This window comes from Streptomyces sp. NPDC056061, from assembly GCF_042266885.1.
Lineage (GTDB): Bacteria > Actinomycetota > Actinomycetes > Streptomycetales > Streptomycetaceae > Streptomyces.
This window is the reverse complement of record NZ_JBHJWQ010000050.1, coordinates 15,466-32,999: the sequence shown is the minus strand read 5'-3', so window position 1 is coordinate 32,999 and position 17,534 is coordinate 15,466. Positions and strand designations below refer to the sequence as shown.

The following is a 17,534-nucleotide window of genomic DNA, read 5'->3' as shown; positions in this document are numbered from 1 at the left end:
CACCTCCGGGTCGATGAGGTCGGCCGCAAGCATGGCGTCGGTACCGCTCAGCACCTCTTGCGACGCCTCAAAGGCTTCGTGGAACTCCGCACGGATCCGCTCTGCGGCCTCGTGCTCCACGGCAGCGCGATAACCGTCCAGGGCGTCCAGTAGGCCGACAGAGAAGTAGCCTTCCTCCTCCGACACCGCCTCGCGGACAACATGCTCCCGGGCCTCGAAGGTCCGCCTCATTACAAGGACGACGTCGAGACCTACACCGGAGCATTCGTCGGCGGGGTGACTCGTCCGAATCGTCTTGCAGCGCGTCGGCGGGTGCTGCTCGCAGGAGTCGGCCACGTTGTCGCGGTCGACGAGCCCGCAGGGTGCCTTCGGACACGGGCACATGGCTTCGAGGTCTCCAGGGCCGTCCCAGGAACGACCGATGTGGGTTCCCATCAGGGCACCTCCGGGTCGGCATCGTCGTAGTGGGCCAGGGCGTAGGCGGTGATGTGCTCCAGCGCGCTCACGCTGCCTCCCGCCGTGCACAGCAGCCTGTTGCGCACTCCGACGAAACGTGGATGTCACCCCGGCAGCCGCAGGGACAGCCCCCGACCTGTCCGGACGCGTGCAGCTTCCGGAACTTCGCCATGAAAAGGTTGTCGGGCACGGCGCCGACAAGCGTCTCCAGTTCGGCATGCACGTCCCAACGGTTCCGCCAGCCACAGCCCGGGACGCTCGGCACTCGTCGGATGGCGTCGATGAACACTGCGGTCGGAATGTCCTTGCACTGCATCACGCCGCCTCCTTCATCGACGCCAGCAGCGCGTCAAAGTCGCAATCGGACATGACGACCGTCGCAATCGTCTCGCCCTTGGCGTTGCGGGTTTCAAGGTCGTACTCCAGTCCGCGCCGGCTGATGGTCACCGACGAGCCGTCGGCGGTGTGGATGGTGGTGGGTGTGTGCTTCATACTGCTGTCTCCTCGTCCGTCAGCTCTACAGGGATCAGGTACCTGTCGGCGCCGCCTCCCGGACGGAACATCGCGCCCAGGTTGAAGCGCCCGATCGTGGCGTTCACGCGGAGCGCTGTGTCGTCATTGCGCTCACCGACAAAGCTCTTGAGAACGCGCAAGACGGTGCGGCAGGCGTCGAGTTCGCCGCTCAGCTCGTCGATGAGGGCCGCGTTCGTTGCCTCCGCGCGGAGCCGCAGGTGCTCGACGTCGACGGCTTCCTTGGCGATCACGGCGTAGAGCCGCTCCGCGTAACCGTCAGCCTTGTCGGGGTCCGTGCCCCGCTCGATCCAGTACGTGAGCTCTCGCATCCCTGGCGTGTCCATGTGTTCTCCTCTCCTACGCCCAAAGCCCCCGGCGCCGAAGCAACCGGGGGCTGAGGGTGTGCACGAGTGCCTAGCGAATGAATAGGGATCCCACGACGTAGCCGATGACAAAGCACACGGCGAGAGTGAGAGCGAACTCGATCACTGACGAGACTCCTTCCTTGAGCTCCGCAAGTCGACTAGCGGAGCTAGTGCGGGCGCTGGCATTTGCCCCGGCACGTGTAGCAGTAGTCGGGGCTGCGGTCCTCTTCGCGGATGTCGTCGCTCATGCTGCTGCCTCTCTCCTCGTCGCATGCGTAGGAGCGGGGCGCCCGTCGTGGACGCCCCGCTGTTCCGTGTGTGCCTTGTGCTACTTGTGCAGGATCCGCCGGGCCGTGCCCACCACGAAGTCCAGCCCGATCGTCAGGAGCAGCATCGTGCCGTAGCCGATGGCGGGCACGGCAGCCGTCAGCCCGTGGAGCGCTCCGACCACGAGCATCAGGAGCCAGGCGCGGGCGGGGAGGGTTGCCAGGGTGAGGGCCAGTGCTGCGGTGATGGCGGTGGTGTTGGTGGTCTTGTCGTCGGTCATACGCTCTCCCCCATCAGTCGCGCGATCTCCCGCGCTTGGCTGACGATGGTGTTCTTCAAGTCGTCGATGAGTGAGCCGCCGGGAGCGGTCGCGGACCAGTACTCGGCGGAGGTCTCCAGATCCGCAAGACGGCCCCTCAGGTCGTCTCGCTCCTGCTCCATCCTCGCGGCGTACTCGCGCATCTCTACGGCAGCAGCCACAGCCCGCTGCATGTGGTCGACGTCCCAGCGGTGCCCCGGGCCGACGTCGATGTTGACGCCCAGCACACGGGCGACATCGCCAACGACCTGACGGGCTTCCCCTACGCGCGCGTTCTCGGCGTAGAGCGCCTTAAGATGCGCCTCGTCGGCAGCGTTGAGCATGCTCCTGACGGCTCCGATCGGGACGTGTCCCACCCGGCCTGCTTGCCGGATGCTCTCCGGCGTGTAGCCGTCGGGGGTTTCCCACTTCAGCGGACCACACTTGAAGGCGCTCACGCCGCCCTCCTCTGCGTACCAGTCTCGACCTCTCCGCCCCTGGCGATGGCCTTCCCGACGACGCCCTTCTTGCCGTCGCGCTCCCAGTCGAAGACTTCCCGCAACGCGAGGAACGCGCGGTAAACGTCCTCGCCGCACTCCACGGGTACGAACTGCCAACCCTCCGGCCGGACATGGAGGACGGCACCACCGGACAGCTCCGGGACATCGATGGACTCCCCCGACTCCGCCAGGATGATGCGGTCCGCGTAGCGGTAGGCGGAGAGCTGGAGGGCCACGGAGTCGTAGACCGACTTCGACGTCTTCCAGTCGAGCACGACGACTTCGCCGTCCACGCGGGCGATGGCGTCGAAGGAACCGGCGTACTGGTGCCCGTCGCTCCAGACGGTCTCCTCCAGGTGGAGAAACTCCGGCTGGACCTCGTCCAAGAACTGCTTGAAGTAGGTGACGTGCGGCTTCACGTCCGCGTGTACCTGACGCAACGGGACACTGTCACCCCGCGCGAGGCGCTCGAAGTAGTCGTGAGCCGTCGACCCCAGATCCGCAGCCGCACTTGTCTTCCTGCGGTGTGCGTTCTTCAGGTAGTCCGTGGCGCCCGCCGGGTCGCGTTCGATGAGCCGCGAGACGATGTCCCAGTTGGTGACGGCCGCCTCCGCGGCCTCCTTCGCCGCCCAGAAGGTCAAGAAGTCCTTCGGGAGCATCCCTACGACGCTTGTCACGCCCGGAACCTTGATCCGGGCGTCGTCCGGATCCACGTAGAAGCGGCTGTTGCCTCGCTTGAGTGTCCGTACCCCTGCCATCTGCCCTCCACCTCGTTGGCGTTGTGCCCTAGTTATGGTGGGGTAGCGGCCAGATGTGACGCTGCGGGCCAAGATTCTTTTTCGGGGGTCTGCTCCTCCGCCCCGGGGGTGTCCAAATGTCAAACTAACCCCTATTTTCTAAACCTCCTTAACGCGTGATAGAGGAATATGAAAATAGGGGTTAGTTTGACACTTTGGCCCTCAGTTCGACCCCGGGGCGGAGGAGGAGCCCTGTCGACGTGGAGGCGGTCAGTCCTTCGTCGGCGGAGCGGTGAGCTTGCGGAGGGTGGCGAGCTTGCGCTCCATGGCAGCGAGTTGCTTGTCCAGCGCCTGCCGCTGACCGTCGGTCATGTCCTTCGTGATGACGTGTCGGTCAAGCTGGGTGAGCATTTCGCCAGCCACCTGCGCCAGACGGAGGTGGTCTGCCGTGGCCTTGACGGCCTGGCCGGCGTCAGCGGTGTTCGCCTTGCGCTTCCCCTTGGGTGCTGCGTTGACGTCGCGTGTGACACGAGCCGCCTTCGCGAGCTTGGCGGTGACGGCGCGTGAGTCCTGCTGCCGCTCCAGCGGCGACGTCGGTTTTAGGTCCGCGCGCTCCAGCTCCCGAGGCGTCGCCACACGGCGCAGCAAATTTCCCACATGCCACCGCACAGCGGTCTGCAAGCTGTCGGACCCGGCCGGGCCGATGCCTGCCTGCCTGTACATCCCCGCCACGATCTGTCGGTACTCGTGCGACGTACCGCGCAGCTCTCCACGCCGTACCCGTAGGGAGACGATGACCACCGCGAGATTCTTCAGCAGCGTGGTTTGATTTCCCTGGATTCGAACGTACTCCCGGGCGTAGGCCGCCCCCCGGGCAATCAACAGCGGCTCATCCTCGTGCGCCAGGTCCTTAAGCTCCAGCGCGGGCATGCTTTCCGGGGAGACGGACAGGGGAACCGGGTCTCCGTCGGTGGGCCGGACGTCGACTTCTCGTCGGCTGCTCATCATGACCTCTCATCGGCGGGATCGGCGTGTGGCCGCGCACAGAGTAGCGCAAGTCACTTCACGTATCTATGGCCTGTCTCACGGAGCGGTGAAGTGCTCGCCACAGACGCCGCAGATGATCGGTCCCTTCGCAGCAACCCGCGGGGAGACGCGGATCTTACGCGGGGTTTCGCACGCACATTCGAGCATCTGGCGATCCGGGCTGCTCTTCGTCGCCGACGCAGGCGGGGAAATGGCAGGGAGCTCGACGTCGATGGTGTGCTGAAGGCTCTCCAGGGCGTCAGCGGTCAGCCGCTGTACGTCGGTGGTGAGTGCAGGCTCGAAGCCACGCACGCGACTGGCCGACGTGCCCGCCGGTTGATCGAGCCCGATCTCCTGCGCCAGGGCCAAGTAGGTCCGGTTGTGGTACGTCGCCCGACGTGATGTGTCCTCCAGTCCCCGCCTCCACGCCAGGACGTGAGCGGCCTCGTGATAGAGCGTCAAGAGCGTGGCCTCGGCGCCGGACGCGAGGGTGGCCGTGCTGATGACGAGCCCTGATACGAGCCCTGAGTCGTCCTCCGTCCAGCGCTCCTGCCCGTGCTGTGTGGGCTGCGGTCCGGTCACGATGGCGATGCGCATCGGCGGGAGGTCTGCGTGTCTCGATCTCAGGACGTCCCATAGCGCAGTAAGCGCCTGGACGAGGGGACCGGGCGGGGAGGCCGTCATGCGGCAGACGGTAGCAGGGGTAGGGGTGCCTATCCTGTACAGGTCCGCAAGTCGACTAGCGGAGGTGTCCGTCGGTTGCAGAACGCAAAAAGCCCCGCACTCCCAGTGAGGGAATACGGGGCTTCGGGTCATGCGGGGGCGTCGACGTCGATCAGGATCGGGGCGAGCTCGGGGAAGCGTTCTGCCAGCCACTCCCAGGGGTCGCGGGCGTGCTTGCCTCCGACACCCCTGTTGCACTCAATGCAGGAAGGGACGAGGTTGGCGAGGGAGTGCTCGCCTCCGCGGGAGAGGGGTACGAGGTGCTCGATCTCCTCGTAGGGACCTCCGCAGAAGGCGCAGGCGTAGAGGTCGTGGTCTTCCCAGTCGCGGAGCATATCGGTGTGGGTGAAGGGCTCGACCATGGCGGCTGCCTTGCGGGCACGACGGAGAGCAGCGTAGTGACGAACTCTCCCCGGGTTCTTTGCGGCCCATTGCTGCATCTGAGCCTTTCTACGTTCGGCGTTGGCGGAGACCCATCGACGGTGGGTCTCCGTGACGTGCTGGCGGTTACGGTCACGCCAGCTTTTGGCTACGCCGCGGATACGGGCTCCGTCCTCTCGACGTCGTTGTCGCGCCTGTGCCGCCTGGCGATCCTTGTGGCCCGCAGCCCAACGCCGATCGTAGGCTGCTTTGCGTTCACGGTTCTGCGCATGCCACCGTACATACTCAGCTTGGTTGCACTCTCGGCAGCGGCTGTTCCGCCCGTCACCCATACTGCGCTGCAAACTGAACGCCTCATACCCTTTCACTACAAAGCACTTCCCGCACGCCTTCGCGGGCACCCCCTTCTCCCGCATCGCCCTGTTGAACCGCAGCCGTGTCTTCTTGTCTGCGAGCGGACTTGTCTTGGTCTCCATACGCCCAAAGCCCCCGGCTCCGAAGAGACCGGGGGCTGGTACTGCTCTATTCCTCGTCGGCCGGCGTCACTCGTCTCCGCGCGCTCTCCCCCACGACGATGGGGAGGACGACGGCGAGCACGCCCCCGACGGTGTGTGCGGTCTCCTGCGACGCCAGGGCGGGCACGAGGACACCGAGGGCCAGGACGGCAGACGTGAGTGCCGCACGGAGCCGTACAGGCTCCTGCATGGCGAATATCTGGAGCCAGACATAGGCGCGGATGGAGAGGTCGCGGAAGAAGGTCTTCATGTGGGCCTTTCGTCAGAGGGATCGGGTACGGCGGGTGATCTGGTCGTGGATGAGCCACATTTCGCGCTGGAGGTCGGCAACGGACTCGTCGTTGATGACGATGTGGTCCGCCTCTTGTGCCTGAATCGCCCCCTCGCTCTCGTGGTCGAGCCGCGGAGCGTCGGGACGGTGGATGTAGACGAGGTCGAAGCCTGCGCGCCGGAGGGATTCCGTCTCGTTGGGGTAGCGGACGTCGGTGATCACGGCTGGCTTTCCGGCCTCGTTCGCCTCCGCCACCTTCGCCAGGGCCGCGCGGAGCCAGAAGTCCTCGTCGATGGCGCGGACGGCGGCGCCAAGCTCCTGGAGGATGCGACGGACTTCGGGGAAGTTGTCTTTAGCGAACTCCCAATCCCAGTAGTCCACGACTGTGGACAGGTGGTCGCCCGGCGTGTCGTAGTAGTCGTCGTCAGTCACGACGATCGGATCCAGCTTCAGCGCCGCTTCCTTCAGCGGATCCGCGAACGCCACGCGCTGATACCCGCGGTGCTCGACGAGCCAGGCGCCCGCCGTGTCCTTGCCGACCCGTGCGCGCCCGATGATGCCGATGTTCATAACCACGTCCTCTCGGTGTGACGTAGTTATGGTGGGGTGCAGCGCCGATGTGACGGTCAGGGTGGAGATTTCTCAGCCGAGATCCCCGCGGGGGCGTCCGATGATCAGGTGCTCCGCGTCGTGGCCGGCCTGCCACTCCCTGACGCGAGCCACGGACTCCCGCACGTCGTCGACGTCGTCGCGGAGGTCGTCTATCCGGGCGTCGAAGCGGGCTTCGAGGCGTGTCCCGACAGCGTCGAGTGCGTCCAGCGTGGCGGCCCGGGTCTGCTCCCCCTGCGCCTCCACGCTGCTGTGCGTTCGACGGAGGACGGCCAGGAGCGCCGGCACGGCTGCTACCACGGCCGCCCCCAGAACGGAGACGGCGGTGATGACGGCAATGATGATCTCAGGGGCCATGGCTACGCCTTCACCTTGAAGCCGCGCTTGGCGCCCAGCTTCTCCAGGCTCGCCTTCCCCGGGATGCCGTCAGCCGCGGATCCGGTGTAGCCGCAGCGGCGCTGCCAGGCGGCGTAGGCGGTGACGGTCACCGTGCCGAAAGATCCGTCCTTCGCGTACGCCGCGGAGAGCAACCCCTCCGCCTGGAGTGCCGCTTCGACGATCTTCACGTCAGCCGGGTGTGTTGTCCCACCCTGCGCCAGGCCGGGGTCGCGACGGGCGGCAGCGATGAGGTTAGAGAGGTCGACAGTCGGCGTGGCGGGCGTCGACGGGGTGGCTCCCTTCAGCTTCAGCACCTGGCCGACGACGATCGTGTACGGCGCCTTGATGCCGTTCAGACTCGCGATCGTCTGCCACTTCACACCCATCTTCGCACCGACGCCGCTCAGAGTGTCGCCGGACTTCACGGTGTACGTCGACGTAGACCCGGAAGACGAGCCGGAGCCCGTCGATGGCGGGGCCGCCTTGAGGATGGCCGCGCGGTCGATGTTGCCCGGGTCCCAGTGGTCGTTGCCGGGGACGTGGCAATGGCCGTAGTGCCCGCCCTTCGTCGCCCAGGTGGTGCGGTTCCGCGATGCACCGGGGGCGCAGTTCCCTGCGGGCCAGGCGTCAGGAACGCCCCACGAGCGGATGGCCCGCATGAGTGCGCGGAAGTTCGGGCCTGGCTTCCACGTCGACGTGAACGGAGAGCCCGCGCGGCCGAGTACCTCGATCTGTATGCAGACCTTGCCCGTGCGGTTCGTCCTCGTTGAGCCGTCGTTGCGCAACGCGCGTGCCGACTGGTTCAGCGGCCCGTACTGACCGAGGCGGTCCGTTGCCGGGTCGTAGAGGATGTGCGGCTCGGAGGCCGCAGTCGAGAGGTACTTGCCGACGGCGTTGAAGGCCGCGTTTCCTGCGCCGCTCTCCGTGGTGTGCCAGACGACGCGAGGCGGAGCGGACGGCGAGTCCATCGCGCCTCCGATGCTCCCGCCTCCGAGCCGCTCCGCTTCCTTGATCCAGATTTCGCCCACTGGCGATCCCCTCCCGGGCATAGAGAAAGCCCCGTCGACGCGGGGCGATGGTGACGTGTGCTCAGAGCGAGAAAGACATGCCGTCCAAGTAGAGGAAATCCCCTGTGGCTCCGGCGGGCATGATGTATGTGCAAATTCCGCTGGCTGCCACGATGACGCGTCCGAAGAACCGGCTCACGCCTCCGGCGGTCGTGAATTCCGAGGCGCCCAGAAAGACTCTGGACGTCGACGGGCGAGCTTCAGCGGGAAGCGTCATGAACGTCGTCTCCACTTGCGTTGGGAGATCACCGCCCGCCGTTCGCCGGAATGCGCCTCGAAGGTAGACGTCGCCATTGACGACTCGGTATCCAGGGCTACCACCAAACGCAGTGTACCCCTTTGCAAATGTTAGGGGCTTCCACGGACCGGGCGACATCGGGCGCCAAACCTTGTCGGCACCGTATCGGTCCCAGCGATCCTCGGTGACCAGATAGGAAATCATCCCGGGCCGCGGAGCGTATGCACCGATCAGCGTCGCCGTCCGCGCGTTGGCGTCGACGAATTGCATAACGGTCAGCGGAACAAGCCCGTTTACCGCCGTTTGGAAGGCGGTTTCGACGTTCGGGGCGTCGGACAAAACTGGGTACTGCACACCCTGACCGTAACCATCAGTCTTCGGCATTCTGATTACTCCTCAATGTCATGACGTCGCAAGCGCACCTACGACTAGCCAATTGCCGTCCGGGTTGAAATCAACCTTCACCCGGTCGCCTACAGCCGGAGACGAATAGGACTTCAGTCGGCGCACCTTTGCTACAGGCCCGCGGGCGGTGGCGATATCGACGGTGCCGTCCGCGTACGTGGCTGTCACCGAGGCGATGAGCCACCCCGCGGCCCCCTGTCCCACGGCCCGCTCCGCAGCCCGCTGTACCGCTTCTGTGAGCGTCTGACGTGGGCTCATGCGGCGTCCTCCTTGCCTCCGCGCAGAGTGAGGGATGCGGACCCCTCAGCAGTCAGAGGGATCGTGAAAGCCTGCGCAATGAAAAGCTCATGCCTGCCCGAGTGAGAAATCCTCAGACAGTCCCCCGCTTCCAGCGCCGGGTTCGGGATGGCGGTTATCGACGTCATCACATTGGGCGCCGTGGCGTCGAAGAGAGCGTAGTTTGCGGCTGACTGACACTGCCCCACTGTCGTCCACAGGGCCGATGAGATGAATTTCGGGGATCTACCGAATGGGCCGCCCCATCTCGTCGGGCTCGTCGGCGCGTTGTCGTAGGCAACGGCCGAAACGGGCACGCTGTTTGACGCCGTGTTCTCTCCGCTTGCAACGACCGCGTTGTAAACGGCCGTTCTGGAGAGCTCACGAGAGGCAGACATCAGCGTTCCGCCTTCACCCTCTGCGATATCCCATACAACGGATGATGATAGCGCGTCGGGAATATCAGCGATCACGAAGCGATCCACTGCATCGACGTAAATGTCCGCATGCATCGAGAGAGCAATTTCATTGATCGCGTCCCACCGGTCACTATTGGCGTTCCATACAGTGACTGCACACGCCGGGTTCCGGGCATCGGATGTTGCGTTGACGATCACCGCGTCCGGGAGAGTCTGGCGAATGAGATAGGTGATCGCCTCCACGCAATTCGCGTAGCCGCGTGTGGTAGTCGGCGCCATAAATTTGTCATCGAGCAGACGGCATTCCGACGACTGCCCGGATATCGTCAGTGGGCCGACGAGTGTGTCACCGGACACGCTATTGATCCGATACGTCCCCAGCGGCGTAGTCTCCGTCTGCCCACCCGTGAACCGCACGCCCCGGGACACTATGAGTTCCTGGCCGTACACGGCGAGCGGGTCCGCGGCATCCCACGGGAGGAGGGCCGGATCAGCCACCGTCAGAGAGACGGTGCGACGTACCCTGCTCCCTCGGTCGACCGTGACCGACCCATCCACGATAGGAAGGTCGGCCACAGTGACGGCCCCGTCGTACATGGCGCGCACTGTGGCGGTCATGGTGTGTGATGTCGTCAGTGCGCTGAGGAAGGCGTCCGATACTGGCTGCATCAGCTACCCTCCTCTCCGGTGTAGACGCCCAGCCAGGATGAGTAGGTCGACAGTACGTCGAGCCAGTCCGGGTGGTCGGTGGCCACGGTCTGCCAGGTTCGACCCGCGGACCCGGCAGCACCGCCGATCGGGCGGTCCACCTCCGTCAGCGGGAGCGTCCACGTACGGTCGGTGTACCCGGCGTAGTCGACGATGGGCGCTTCCGCCACGTCGCCGACCGTGACATAGACGTCGTCCTCCCCGAAGATCGTGGGCCACTGAAGTAGCAGGGGGTTGCCTGTCTCCAGGAGCCACCACAGCCCCGCACTGTCGCCAGCAGACTCAGTGACGAGCGTCAGTGTGCCTTCGCGCGACGCACGCACGTCGGAGATCACGATGGGGCGGGCACGTCCGCGGATGGCGTTGACGCCCTGACGCGCCTTCCGCGTCCACGTCGGGCGACCTCCGGCCGCCACTACGGCGGTTGTCTGTCTAGCAGGGAGCCCGGGGTCCTTGAGGACGATCTCTGTGTCGGGCGGCGCGGGGATCGTCACGGGATCCGAGACGGCCGGGCGGTTGGACGTGGGTGTGGTCCACAGGCGCAGGTAGTAGGTCACTGGTACGCCGAGCGGGGCCTCGTAGTCCTCTGCCGTGGCAGTACTTCCGGTGATCTCCATCTGCGTCAAATCCCCGGATGGGCCACGCACCGGGCGCATGGCTCCGTCCTCTGCCATCCGCCACAGGCCCCAGTAAGTGAGGCCGCCGTCCGTCAGCCCCTGAGCTTGGATTGCTATCCCGTAGGCCCCAGGGATCGGCTCAGCGAAGAGTGCGAGCCCGCCCGGCGTAATCTCGACGTTGTCGATCCAAACTGGTTGATCGGCTGTGCGGTCAAGTACCGCGATCTGCACATCGAGTTCGGCAGCCCCGGGCGGCGCTACGTACGCAGACTTTGGGTTGTACCAGCCTCCCGTTCCCGGATTCAATGTCCACGTGAAGGCGAAGTGACGAACTAGTGATCCGTCAGTCGCGTACCAGGTGAATCGGATGTCTGCCCTCGTCGGCAGCGAAGAGGCCCCGACCTTGACTCGTGGTGACACCTGATATGCCTGCCGCGGGATGACCGGCACCCGATGCGCCAGACCGACCACGGCAGTGCCGCCCGTTGGGTCGATGCGTAGCGACGCCATGCCCTCCCACGCGGTCTCCAGGGAGCGGGAGATAGTACATCCGCTGACAGCCACCCATTCCGCCGTATCGATCTCGATGGAGTACCCGTTGTAGTTGAGCAGCGATCCCGTGGGCGTAGGCGCCACCCGCATGACTACCTGATCGGTGCGCAGGGTCTGCGCAGTGTCGACGAACTCCGCCTCCAGCCGCACACGGGCGGCTACTGCCCCCGGAGGGGCCACGCCTGCGACCATGCATCGCGTCCAGGTGCTTGCGAGCACCGACCACGTCTGCGCGACGTCGGTTGTGGCCCCGGCAGCGTCGACCCACTGAATAATGGCTCTGTGAGTCGACGTCGCAGACGCATAGACGTAGGAGTATGCGAGGTACTCCGTGCCCGGGGTGACAGGGTGCACGTCACTGGTTTCGATACCAGCAGTACCAGCGGCCGTCGACCCGACGACCATGGAATACCAGCCCTCGTAGGCCCGTGTGCTGTCGCGAGTCAGGGTGGCCGTGCCGTACGTCCGCCACCCCGACGTATCGATTTCCGCCGAAGCCACGTTGTACGGCAGCAGGTTGTATGTCGGAGTGTTGGGCCGACCGAACGCGATGGCGTCCACCACTGCCTGACCGGCGGCTGCCAGCCCTGTGACCGTCACCGTGACCGCAGCGTACCTAGCTCCAGCGGGGGCCGTGGCCACCAGCACAGTGGGCGGCCCGATCCACGTGGTGGCGTTCGGCAGTGCGACGGCCGTCGACGTCGCGGTCCCAAGCGCCGTGCCGCCGCTGATGGCCGCGTACCAGTCGACGCGGATCTGTGCCGTGCGTCCGGCAGTAGCCGTTACGCCAGCCGCGTAGGTGTACGCCGTGTACTCCAGCCCCGCCGTCACAGCCACCCGCGCGGTCGTGGTGGCCGTGACAGACCCTGCCGCCGTGGCGGTCATCCCAAGAGATGCCGCCCCGGTGTAGTAGCGCGTGGACTTGAAGAGTGCGGTGTTCGCGCCCGCCGTCCAGCCACTCGTGTCCGTCTCGACCTCAGCGACGTTTGGCGGCAGCAGATTCGTGGTGACGCTCACTCACCATCACCGCCTCCGTCACCGCCCCCGTCGCCACCGCCGTCCCCGGTGCCGCCGTTGGCGCCGTCCATCCACCCCGGTCGGCCCTCGTCCACACGAGGCGGGTCCGGCTCCTCCGGTGCGGTGTAGATGGGTGACTCAGTGCGCTCGTCGTCGGGAGTCGTCGGGTCGTCGCTCATCAGATCCACCGTCCTGTAGTGAGTGCTGCTGCTGTCTGCTCCTCGCGCGCCACGACTTCCGTGCGCACGATGTCGGTAATCTCGCGATCACCGACGTAGACCTTCACGTCGGCCGTGATGGTCGTCGGGGTGGTGCTTTGCCCTGGCACGGTGCGGATACTCCGGGCCAAGCTCGCGGAGTCCGTCGCTGAGTACACCTGCGCCGGCGAGAGGAAGCGCACGAGCTCCGGTCCGTGCTCGCCCACCCACGCCAGTTCACCGACCCCGGGCAGTCCGCCAGATGCGTATCCGCCGGGGCGGTTATACGCGGAAGGGAGGGATCCGTACGCGGACTTGGCGTAGCGCATGGAGGCGTAGATGTTGGCGAGCGGGTTCGTCGAGACGCCGTAGGAGAACGGACCGGTGTTCTTCATTTGGCCTGCAAACGCCCGGAAGGTCGGGCCGATGACTTGCATCAGGCCCACCGACGGGTGCCCCGCCTTCCAGTTGCTATCCCAGCGGTTGACGACGTTGGGATCCCCGTTCGACTCCTGCGCCATTCGTCGGAGCGTCAGGTCCGCGTACGACGCGGGGTTGCCCGTCATGCTCAGTGCCCGGAGCACCGTCGAGCGCCACCGGGCGACACCGGAGCCACCGTTGCCTCCCCCACCGCCTCCGGTGAGGTACGACATCGGGTCGACCGGGCGGCCGTTGACCCGCGCCTCCAGGTGGAGGTGAGGGCCGGTGACGTTGCCCGTCGCGCCCACGGTGCCGATCGCCTGGCCCTGGCGGACGGAGTCCCCGACCGACGTCAGAATGCGGGTCATGTGGGCGTACAGCGACGACAGGCCGTTTCCGTGGTTGACCACCGCGTGATTGCCGTACGGGCCACCACCTTGCGCGGCGGTGACTCGTCCGTCGGCCACGGCCTTGATCGCCGTACCGATGGCGGCCGGAAAGTCCAAGCCAGTGTGGTGCCCGGAGGACCACATGCGGCCCGCTACGCCGAACTTAGTTCCGTACCCGGCGTTCACCGGCTTGATCCACTGGCCGGATCCGGCGCCGGAGAAGAGATCGAACGCCGAATCCTTCATGCTCGTCAGCATCTTCAGCGGCATTTGCGCCACCGACTTTGCCCACGGATTCGTCAGGATAGGCGCCATGGTGCTCTTGACGAGACCCTTAGCCTTGTCGAACAGCTTGCCTGGGTCCATGAATCCAGCCGCACCGGAAAGGAATCGACCGACGTCGCTAGCCTTATCCTTGATCCACCCGACAATCCCGCCGTCTGCAAATGCGGGCATTCCGTTGGCGATTGCCCGCTGGACCCCGCCGACGCCGCCCGAACGGGCCGCAGAGTTCCATGCGTTGATCCGGTCGGCGCCAATTGCGCGCGTCCACTCCGGGCGCATTACCGCCTCGCCGCCACCCACGGCAATGAGGCGATCGTCACGGCCGGGGGAATAGCCAGACATGATGCCGCCGGTATGGAACCCCTTGACGTCGAGTTTCTTGATCTTGTCTGCGCCCGTGACGGATGCCACGCCATTCCACAGTGGGACGAGTCCCGCATTGTAGACGTGCTCAATGATGAACTTCACGGGCTTCTTGGCGATGGAGGAGAGCTGATCCCACGCTTCCCTGATGTTGTCCTTCGTAGCCCGGAAGCCGATCGCCATCAGATCCAGTGCGCGCCTGATGCTCGCGAAGTGTGGCTTGATCCCGTGCTCGTAGAGCCACTTCGTCCGGTCGGCAATCCACCCGAAGACCGGCTTGACCGTTGCGTCCCAGAGGGCTCGGATAGTCTTGCCAAGCAGCTCGAAAGCCCGCTTCGCGTCGGCCATGTGAGGCTTGATGTACTTCTCGTACAGCCACCTCGTCTTCTCCGCGATCCACCCGAAGATGGGGCCAATAACTTCCCTCCACAGCCACGTGATGATGGCTCCCAGCAGCTTGAATGCCAGGTAGGCGGGGAGGAGGAGGATCGTCAGCAGCACCTTCGCCACAGGTTGGACGATCGACATAATGCCGTTGAAGGCCGGGGCAATGGCGTTCTTCCACAGCCACACAGCGACGTCGCCGACGGACTTGATGACGGTCCACATCACGTCGAATATGGGCTTCAGGACCCTGCTCCAGACGAATTCGGAAACCGCCCGAATTCCTGCCCACGCCCCGTCGACGGCGACCCGGAACCAATCCCAGTGCCGGTAGGCATAGATGACGCCGGCCGCCAGGAGTGCGACCACGAGAACGATGGCCCTGATGATCGGAACAATGCCCGTCGCCGTCAGTGCCGCAGCCCACCCGCTTGTCGCGATGGTAGCCACGATCATGACGGATTCGTAGAGGACCATGGCCCCCGCGAAGGCGATCATGCCGAGGCGGACCGCCTTCGTGACGAAGTACACCCCCCACAGCACCTGAATGAACTCCGGCGCGTTCTCCGCCGTCCACGAGATGGCGCCGAAAATAGGGCTGAGTGCCGCGAACATGACCTGCGAGAATGGTGAGAGAGCCTTCGAGACGTCGAGGGTGACGCGCAGGATATCGCCGATGAACTCGGCCAGTCCGGGTGACGTGTCCTTGACGTATTTCAGGAAGCGTTCGAAATCGGGGCTCCCCTTGAGGCTCGTCCCCCATCGTGCGAACCGCGCGGTGATCCGGTCGGAGTTCGCAACGATGCCGTCCATGTGCGGGATGAAAGCATCGATAATCCCGGCAAGCCCCGCGATGACATTACCGAATGACACCCCGAAGCCGACTACGGCCGGTTCGACGCTGTCCTTCAGGTCTGCCTTGAAGCTCGTCCAGAACGGCGTCTTCATCTGCGCCGACGCCTTGTCCCACAGCGTCTGGATCCCGGCTGCTGCGCCGAGCACGAGCGGCGTCAGACCGGGCAATGATGCCTTCGCGGAGTCGACACCGCGCGTGAAGAGCGGGAGAACCTCCGGGTGAAGGGACTTCTGCCAGCCATCGAAGGCGCTCTTCAGCCCGCGGGGACCGGCGATGGAGTCGAATAGGTCTCGCTGCGCCGGGGTCAGCTTCGCGAGTGCCTTGCGGTACTCGTCCGCCTTGCTGATCGCTGTGGTGGTGGCGGTTGCTCCGGACAGGCGCGCGGACTGGAGTCCCCGCTCCGCCGTCGCAATCGACTCCGCGGCGGACACCTGCGCCTCCGCAGCGTTCTGCACGGCGTCAGAGAGACGACGCTGTGCGTCGGCCACGGTCTGCGCCGCCTCCACCTGCGCACGAGCGGACTGGCGCTGCGCGTCGGCCAGGGCCTTCGTGTTGTCGTCGACGTCACGCTGCGCACGGGACAGGCGCTCCGTCGCCTCCCGCACAGCGTCGGACCCGTCTACCCCTGCCTTACGCTGCGCGGCTGCGTCCTTCTGGAGGGACGCGTAGCTCTTCTTCTGCTCCGCAGCATTCCGCTTGGCCCGGTCAAGCGCGAGCTCCGCTTGTCGCCGCTGAAGGTCAGTGGTTCGAGGGTCGACCAGCGCGGCATTGAGATCCTGCTGCGCCTGCTCGACGCGGAGAGTCGCCTCCCGCTGGTCGAGAGCGCCGTCAAGGAGCCGGTCGTTCAGGTCAGCGAGCTGCTGTGCGGCATCACGGCGTGCCTGCGTGAGGTCCTGCTCCGCCCGCCGGGCCGCCGTCTTCGCGTCGGAAAGGGACCGCTCCGCACGCTCCACGGACTCAGCAGCCTGACGGCGCTGATCCATCGCGCGCACGCCTGCCTGCGCGAGTGCCCGCTCCGCGTCCTCAACCCCCCGGTTGGCGGAGGCAATCGAACGCGCGGCATTGCGGTGGGCGGTGGCCAAGCTCGCCTGCGCGCCCGCGAGTTGGAGTGCGCGTTGTGCTGCCTGCGTGGTCGCCTTGGCGCCGCTGGCAGTCGCCTTCTCGGCGTCGTCCTCCGCGGCGGTTTTCGCCTTGAGCGCGTCGGCGACGCCCTTGATGGCGGGGATGGCGACGAGAGCCATACCGCCAAGTCCCGCGGCTGCTGCGGTCGCCATGGTGACCACCGCTCCGAGACCGGCCGCCAGGACCGGGCCCAGGGGAATCGCCGCCAGGACGGCAACCTGAATCGCGAGGTGGAGCAGCGCGTTACGAGCATTCGACGTGTCCGCGATGGCCTTGATGTTGACGATCTTGGTGTCATCTGCCATCGCCTGGAGTGCCGCGAGCTGTGCGGCGGCAGCAGCGGCGTCTACGCGGACGTCGATGTCGTGCCGCTGGACACTCAGGAGTTCCAGCCGCGCACGGATCGCCTCCACCTTCGTCAGCGCCTCCGCGGCGTCGATGTCGATGCCGATCCGTGCGTCGGCAAGTGCCGCGAGCTGTGCGCGCAGACCCTGAATCTCCGCACGGGCCGGCGACGTGTCTGCGTCGACGTTGATCTCCGGAAGCGATGCCTGCGCCTCCGCGACGACCGCGCGCATTCGGGCACCGAGAGTGCCGTCCGTCTCGAAACGGATGTGCCCCGGGCGGGCGGTGAGGGCTGCGATTTCCTCCCGGATCTCCGCCAGGGCAGCGCGGGCGGTGGCAGTGTCCGCGCGAACGGCGACATTGGGGTGCGCTGCGCCGAGCCGACGGAGTTGCTCCTCCAGGCGCGTCACCTCTGCCGACGCCGCCTCCGCCGACACGTCGATGCCGATCCGTTTGTTGGAGAGCTGCTCCAACTTCGCGCGGATCCGGGCGAGTTCGGCGTCAACTCCCGTGTCGGAAAGCTTGACGTCGAGCTTCGGCATCGCCTTGAAAGCAACTTCGAGCTTCCGCCGGATCGATCGCGCGAACGCGCCGCCCGCGTCGTCACCCTGCTTGCCTGCGACACGCACAGCCGCAGCCCCGCCCCGGTTTACGGCGTTGGGGATGGCGACCACGATGTTTTTCGATATCGCCTCCCCCATCCGCTTGCCAGCTTCCTCGCCAACCTTGTCGGCAATGGGGAGGACCATTGCCTTCAGCTTGGCGTGGAATTGTGGGATCACCGGCACGACGTCAACGGCCGCACCGCCAACGATATCCAGGTCTGCCATTGCGC

The 17,534-nt window shown here is 65.8% G+C and carries 18 protein-coding genes; all 18 read right to left on the bottom strand.

The annotated features are described in order from the left end of the window. Window positions 1-435, bottom strand: a 435-nt coding sequence (locus ACFC79_RS36300) for a hypothetical protein (protein WP_376249281.1), incomplete at its 3' end; no start/stop codon positions are given. 336 nt (window positions 436-771) lie between these two features. Beyond that, window positions 772-948: a hypothetical protein gene (locus ACFC79_RS36295; RefSeq protein WP_376249279.1), complete on the bottom strand. Its 177-nt coding sequence runs from the start codon at window positions 946-948 to the stop codon at window positions 772-774. Then, complete coding sequence (locus tag ACFC79_RS36290) at window positions 945-1,313, bottom strand: hypothetical protein (protein WP_376249277.1); 369 nt, start codon at window positions 1,311-1,313, stop codon at window positions 945-947. Before ACFC79_RS36290 ends, ACFC79_RS36295 begins: the two co-directional genes overlap by 4 nt. A gap of 349 nt (window positions 1,314-1,662) precedes the next feature. Then, the gene (locus tag ACFC79_RS36285) at window positions 1,663-1,881 is read right to left on the bottom strand and encodes a hypothetical protein (protein ID WP_376249275.1); all 219 of its coding nucleotides are present in this window, start codon (window positions 1,879-1,881) and stop codon (window positions 1,663-1,665) included. Next, the gene (locus ACFC79_RS36280) at window positions 1,878-2,357 is read right to left on the bottom strand and encodes a hypothetical protein (protein WP_376249273.1); all 480 of its coding nucleotides are present in this window, start codon (window positions 2,355-2,357) and stop codon (window positions 1,878-1,880) included. The genes ACFC79_RS36285 and ACFC79_RS36280 overlap by 4 nt, the downstream gene beginning before the upstream one ends. Continuing rightward, window positions 2,354-3,157, bottom strand: a complete 804-nt coding sequence (locus ACFC79_RS36275; protein ID WP_376249271.1) for a hypothetical protein — start codon at window positions 3,155-3,157, stop codon at window positions 2,354-2,356. Before ACFC79_RS36275 ends, ACFC79_RS36280 begins: the two co-directional genes overlap by 4 nt. Before the next feature lie 249 nt (window positions 3,158-3,406). After that, window positions 3,407-4,144 carry a hypothetical protein gene (locus tag ACFC79_RS36270; protein WP_376249270.1) on the bottom strand — a complete coding sequence of 246 codons (738 nt, stop codon included), beginning with the start codon at window positions 4,142-4,144 and terminating at the stop codon, window positions 3,407-3,409. Between the two features lie 75 nt (window positions 4,145-4,219). Then, window positions 4,220-4,759 (bottom strand): hypothetical protein, encoded by a 540-nt coding sequence (locus ACFC79_RS36265; RefSeq protein ID WP_376249268.1) that lies wholly within the window; start codon window positions 4,757-4,759, stop codon window positions 4,220-4,222. A gap of 215 nt (window positions 4,760-4,974) precedes the next feature. Then, complete coding sequence (locus ACFC79_RS36260) at window positions 4,975-5,247, bottom strand: HNH endonuclease (protein WP_376249266.1); 273 nt, start codon at window positions 5,245-5,247, stop codon at window positions 4,975-4,977. A gap of 541 nt (window positions 5,248-5,788) precedes the next feature. Next, window positions 5,789-6,031, bottom strand: coding sequence for a hypothetical protein (locus ACFC79_RS36255; RefSeq protein WP_376249264.1), 243 nt, complete (start codon window positions 6,029-6,031; stop codon window positions 5,789-5,791). A 12-nt stretch (window positions 6,032-6,043) separates the two neighbouring features. Further along, window positions 6,044-6,622: a hypothetical protein gene (locus ACFC79_RS36250; RefSeq protein WP_376249262.1), complete on the bottom strand. Its 579-nt coding sequence runs from the start codon at window positions 6,620-6,622 to the stop codon at window positions 6,044-6,046. A gap of 72 nt (window positions 6,623-6,694) precedes the next feature. Further along, window positions 6,695-7,018 (bottom strand): hypothetical protein, encoded by a 324-nt coding sequence (locus ACFC79_RS36245; protein ID WP_376249260.1) that lies wholly within the window; start codon window positions 7,016-7,018, stop codon window positions 6,695-6,697. Window positions 7,019-7,020: 2 nt separating this feature from the next. Further along, entirely contained in the window at window positions 7,021-8,067 is a 1,047-nt protein-coding gene (locus ACFC79_RS36240; RefSeq protein ID WP_376249259.1) for a LysM peptidoglycan-binding domain-containing protein, read from the bottom strand. 61 nt (window positions 8,068-8,128) lie between these two features. Continuing rightward, the gene (locus ACFC79_RS36235; protein WP_376249257.1) at window positions 8,129-8,728 is read right to left on the bottom strand and encodes a hypothetical protein; all 600 of its coding nucleotides are present in this window, start codon (window positions 8,726-8,728) and stop codon (window positions 8,129-8,131) included. A gap of 275 nt (window positions 8,729-9,003) precedes the next feature. After that, window positions 9,004-10,113 carry a DUF5047 domain-containing protein gene (locus ACFC79_RS36230; RefSeq protein WP_376249255.1) on the bottom strand — a complete coding sequence of 370 codons (1,110 nt, stop codon included), beginning with the start codon at window positions 10,111-10,113 and terminating at the stop codon, window positions 9,004-9,006. Continuing rightward, the gene (locus tag ACFC79_RS36225; protein ID WP_376249253.1) at window positions 10,113-12,338 is read right to left on the bottom strand and encodes a carbohydrate binding domain-containing protein; all 2,226 of its coding nucleotides are present in this window, start codon (window positions 12,336-12,338) and stop codon (window positions 10,113-10,115) included. The genes ACFC79_RS36230 and ACFC79_RS36225 overlap by 1 nt, the downstream gene beginning before the upstream one ends. Next, window positions 12,335-12,517, bottom strand: coding sequence for a hypothetical protein (locus ACFC79_RS36220; protein WP_376249251.1), 183 nt, complete (start codon window positions 12,515-12,517; stop codon window positions 12,335-12,337). Before ACFC79_RS36220 ends, ACFC79_RS36225 begins: the two co-directional genes overlap by 4 nt. Beyond that, window positions 12,517-17,529 (bottom strand): peptidoglycan DD-metalloendopeptidase family protein, encoded by a 5,013-nt coding sequence (locus ACFC79_RS36215; protein ID WP_376249249.1) that lies wholly within the window; start codon window positions 17,527-17,529, stop codon window positions 12,517-12,519. Before ACFC79_RS36215 ends, ACFC79_RS36220 begins: the two co-directional genes overlap by 1 nt. Window positions 17,530-17,534: the final 5 nt, after the last annotated feature.

Coding starts and splice junctions, on each gene's coding strand:
- ACFC79_RS36295 (WP_376249279.1), bottom strand. CDS start 948: ATGAAGCACACACCCACCACCATCCACACCGCCGACGGCTCGTCGGTG.
- ACFC79_RS36230 (WP_376249255.1), bottom strand. CDS start 10,113: ATGCAGCCAGTATCGGACGCCTTCCTCAGCGCACTGACGACATCACAC.
- ACFC79_RS36285 (WP_376249275.1), bottom strand. CDS start 1,881: ATGACCGACGACAAGACCACCAACACCACCGCCATCACCGCAGCACTG.
- ACFC79_RS36245 (WP_376249260.1), bottom strand. CDS start 7,018: ATGGCCCCTGAGATCATCATTGCCGTCATCACCGCCGTCTCCGTTCTG.
- ACFC79_RS36250 (WP_376249262.1), bottom strand. CDS start 6,622: ATGAACATCGGCATCATCGGGCGCGCACGGGTCGGCAAGGACACGGCG.
- ACFC79_RS36235 (WP_376249257.1), bottom strand. CDS start 8,728: ATGCCGAAGACTGATGGTTACGGTCAGGGTGTGCAGTACCCAGTTTTG.
- ACFC79_RS36270 (WP_376249270.1), bottom strand. CDS start 4,144: ATGATGAGCAGCCGACGAGAAGTCGACGTCCGGCCCACCGACGGAGAC.
- ACFC79_RS36255 (WP_376249264.1), bottom strand. CDS start 6,031: ATGAAGACCTTCTTCCGCGACCTCTCCATCCGCGCCTATGTCTGGCTC.
- ACFC79_RS36265 (WP_376249268.1), bottom strand. CDS start 4,759: ATGCGCATCGCCATCGTGACCGGACCGCAGCCCACACAGCACGGGCAG.
- ACFC79_RS36220 (WP_376249251.1), bottom strand. CDS start 12,517: ATGAGCGACGACCCGACGACTCCCGACGACGAGCGCACTGAGTCACCC.
- ACFC79_RS36215 (WP_376249249.1), bottom strand. CDS start 17,529: ATGGCAGACCTGGATATCGTTGGCGGTGCGGCCGTTGACGTCGTGCCG.
- ACFC79_RS36290 (WP_376249277.1), bottom strand. CDS start 1,313: ATGGACACGCCAGGGATGCGAGAGCTCACGTACTGGATCGAGCGGGGC.
- ACFC79_RS36260 (WP_376249266.1), bottom strand. CDS start 5,247: ATGGTCGAGCCCTTCACCCACACCGATATGCTCCGCGACTGGGAAGAC.
- ACFC79_RS36275 (WP_376249271.1), bottom strand. CDS start 3,157: ATGGCAGGGGTACGGACACTCAAGCGAGGCAACAGCCGCTTCTACGTG.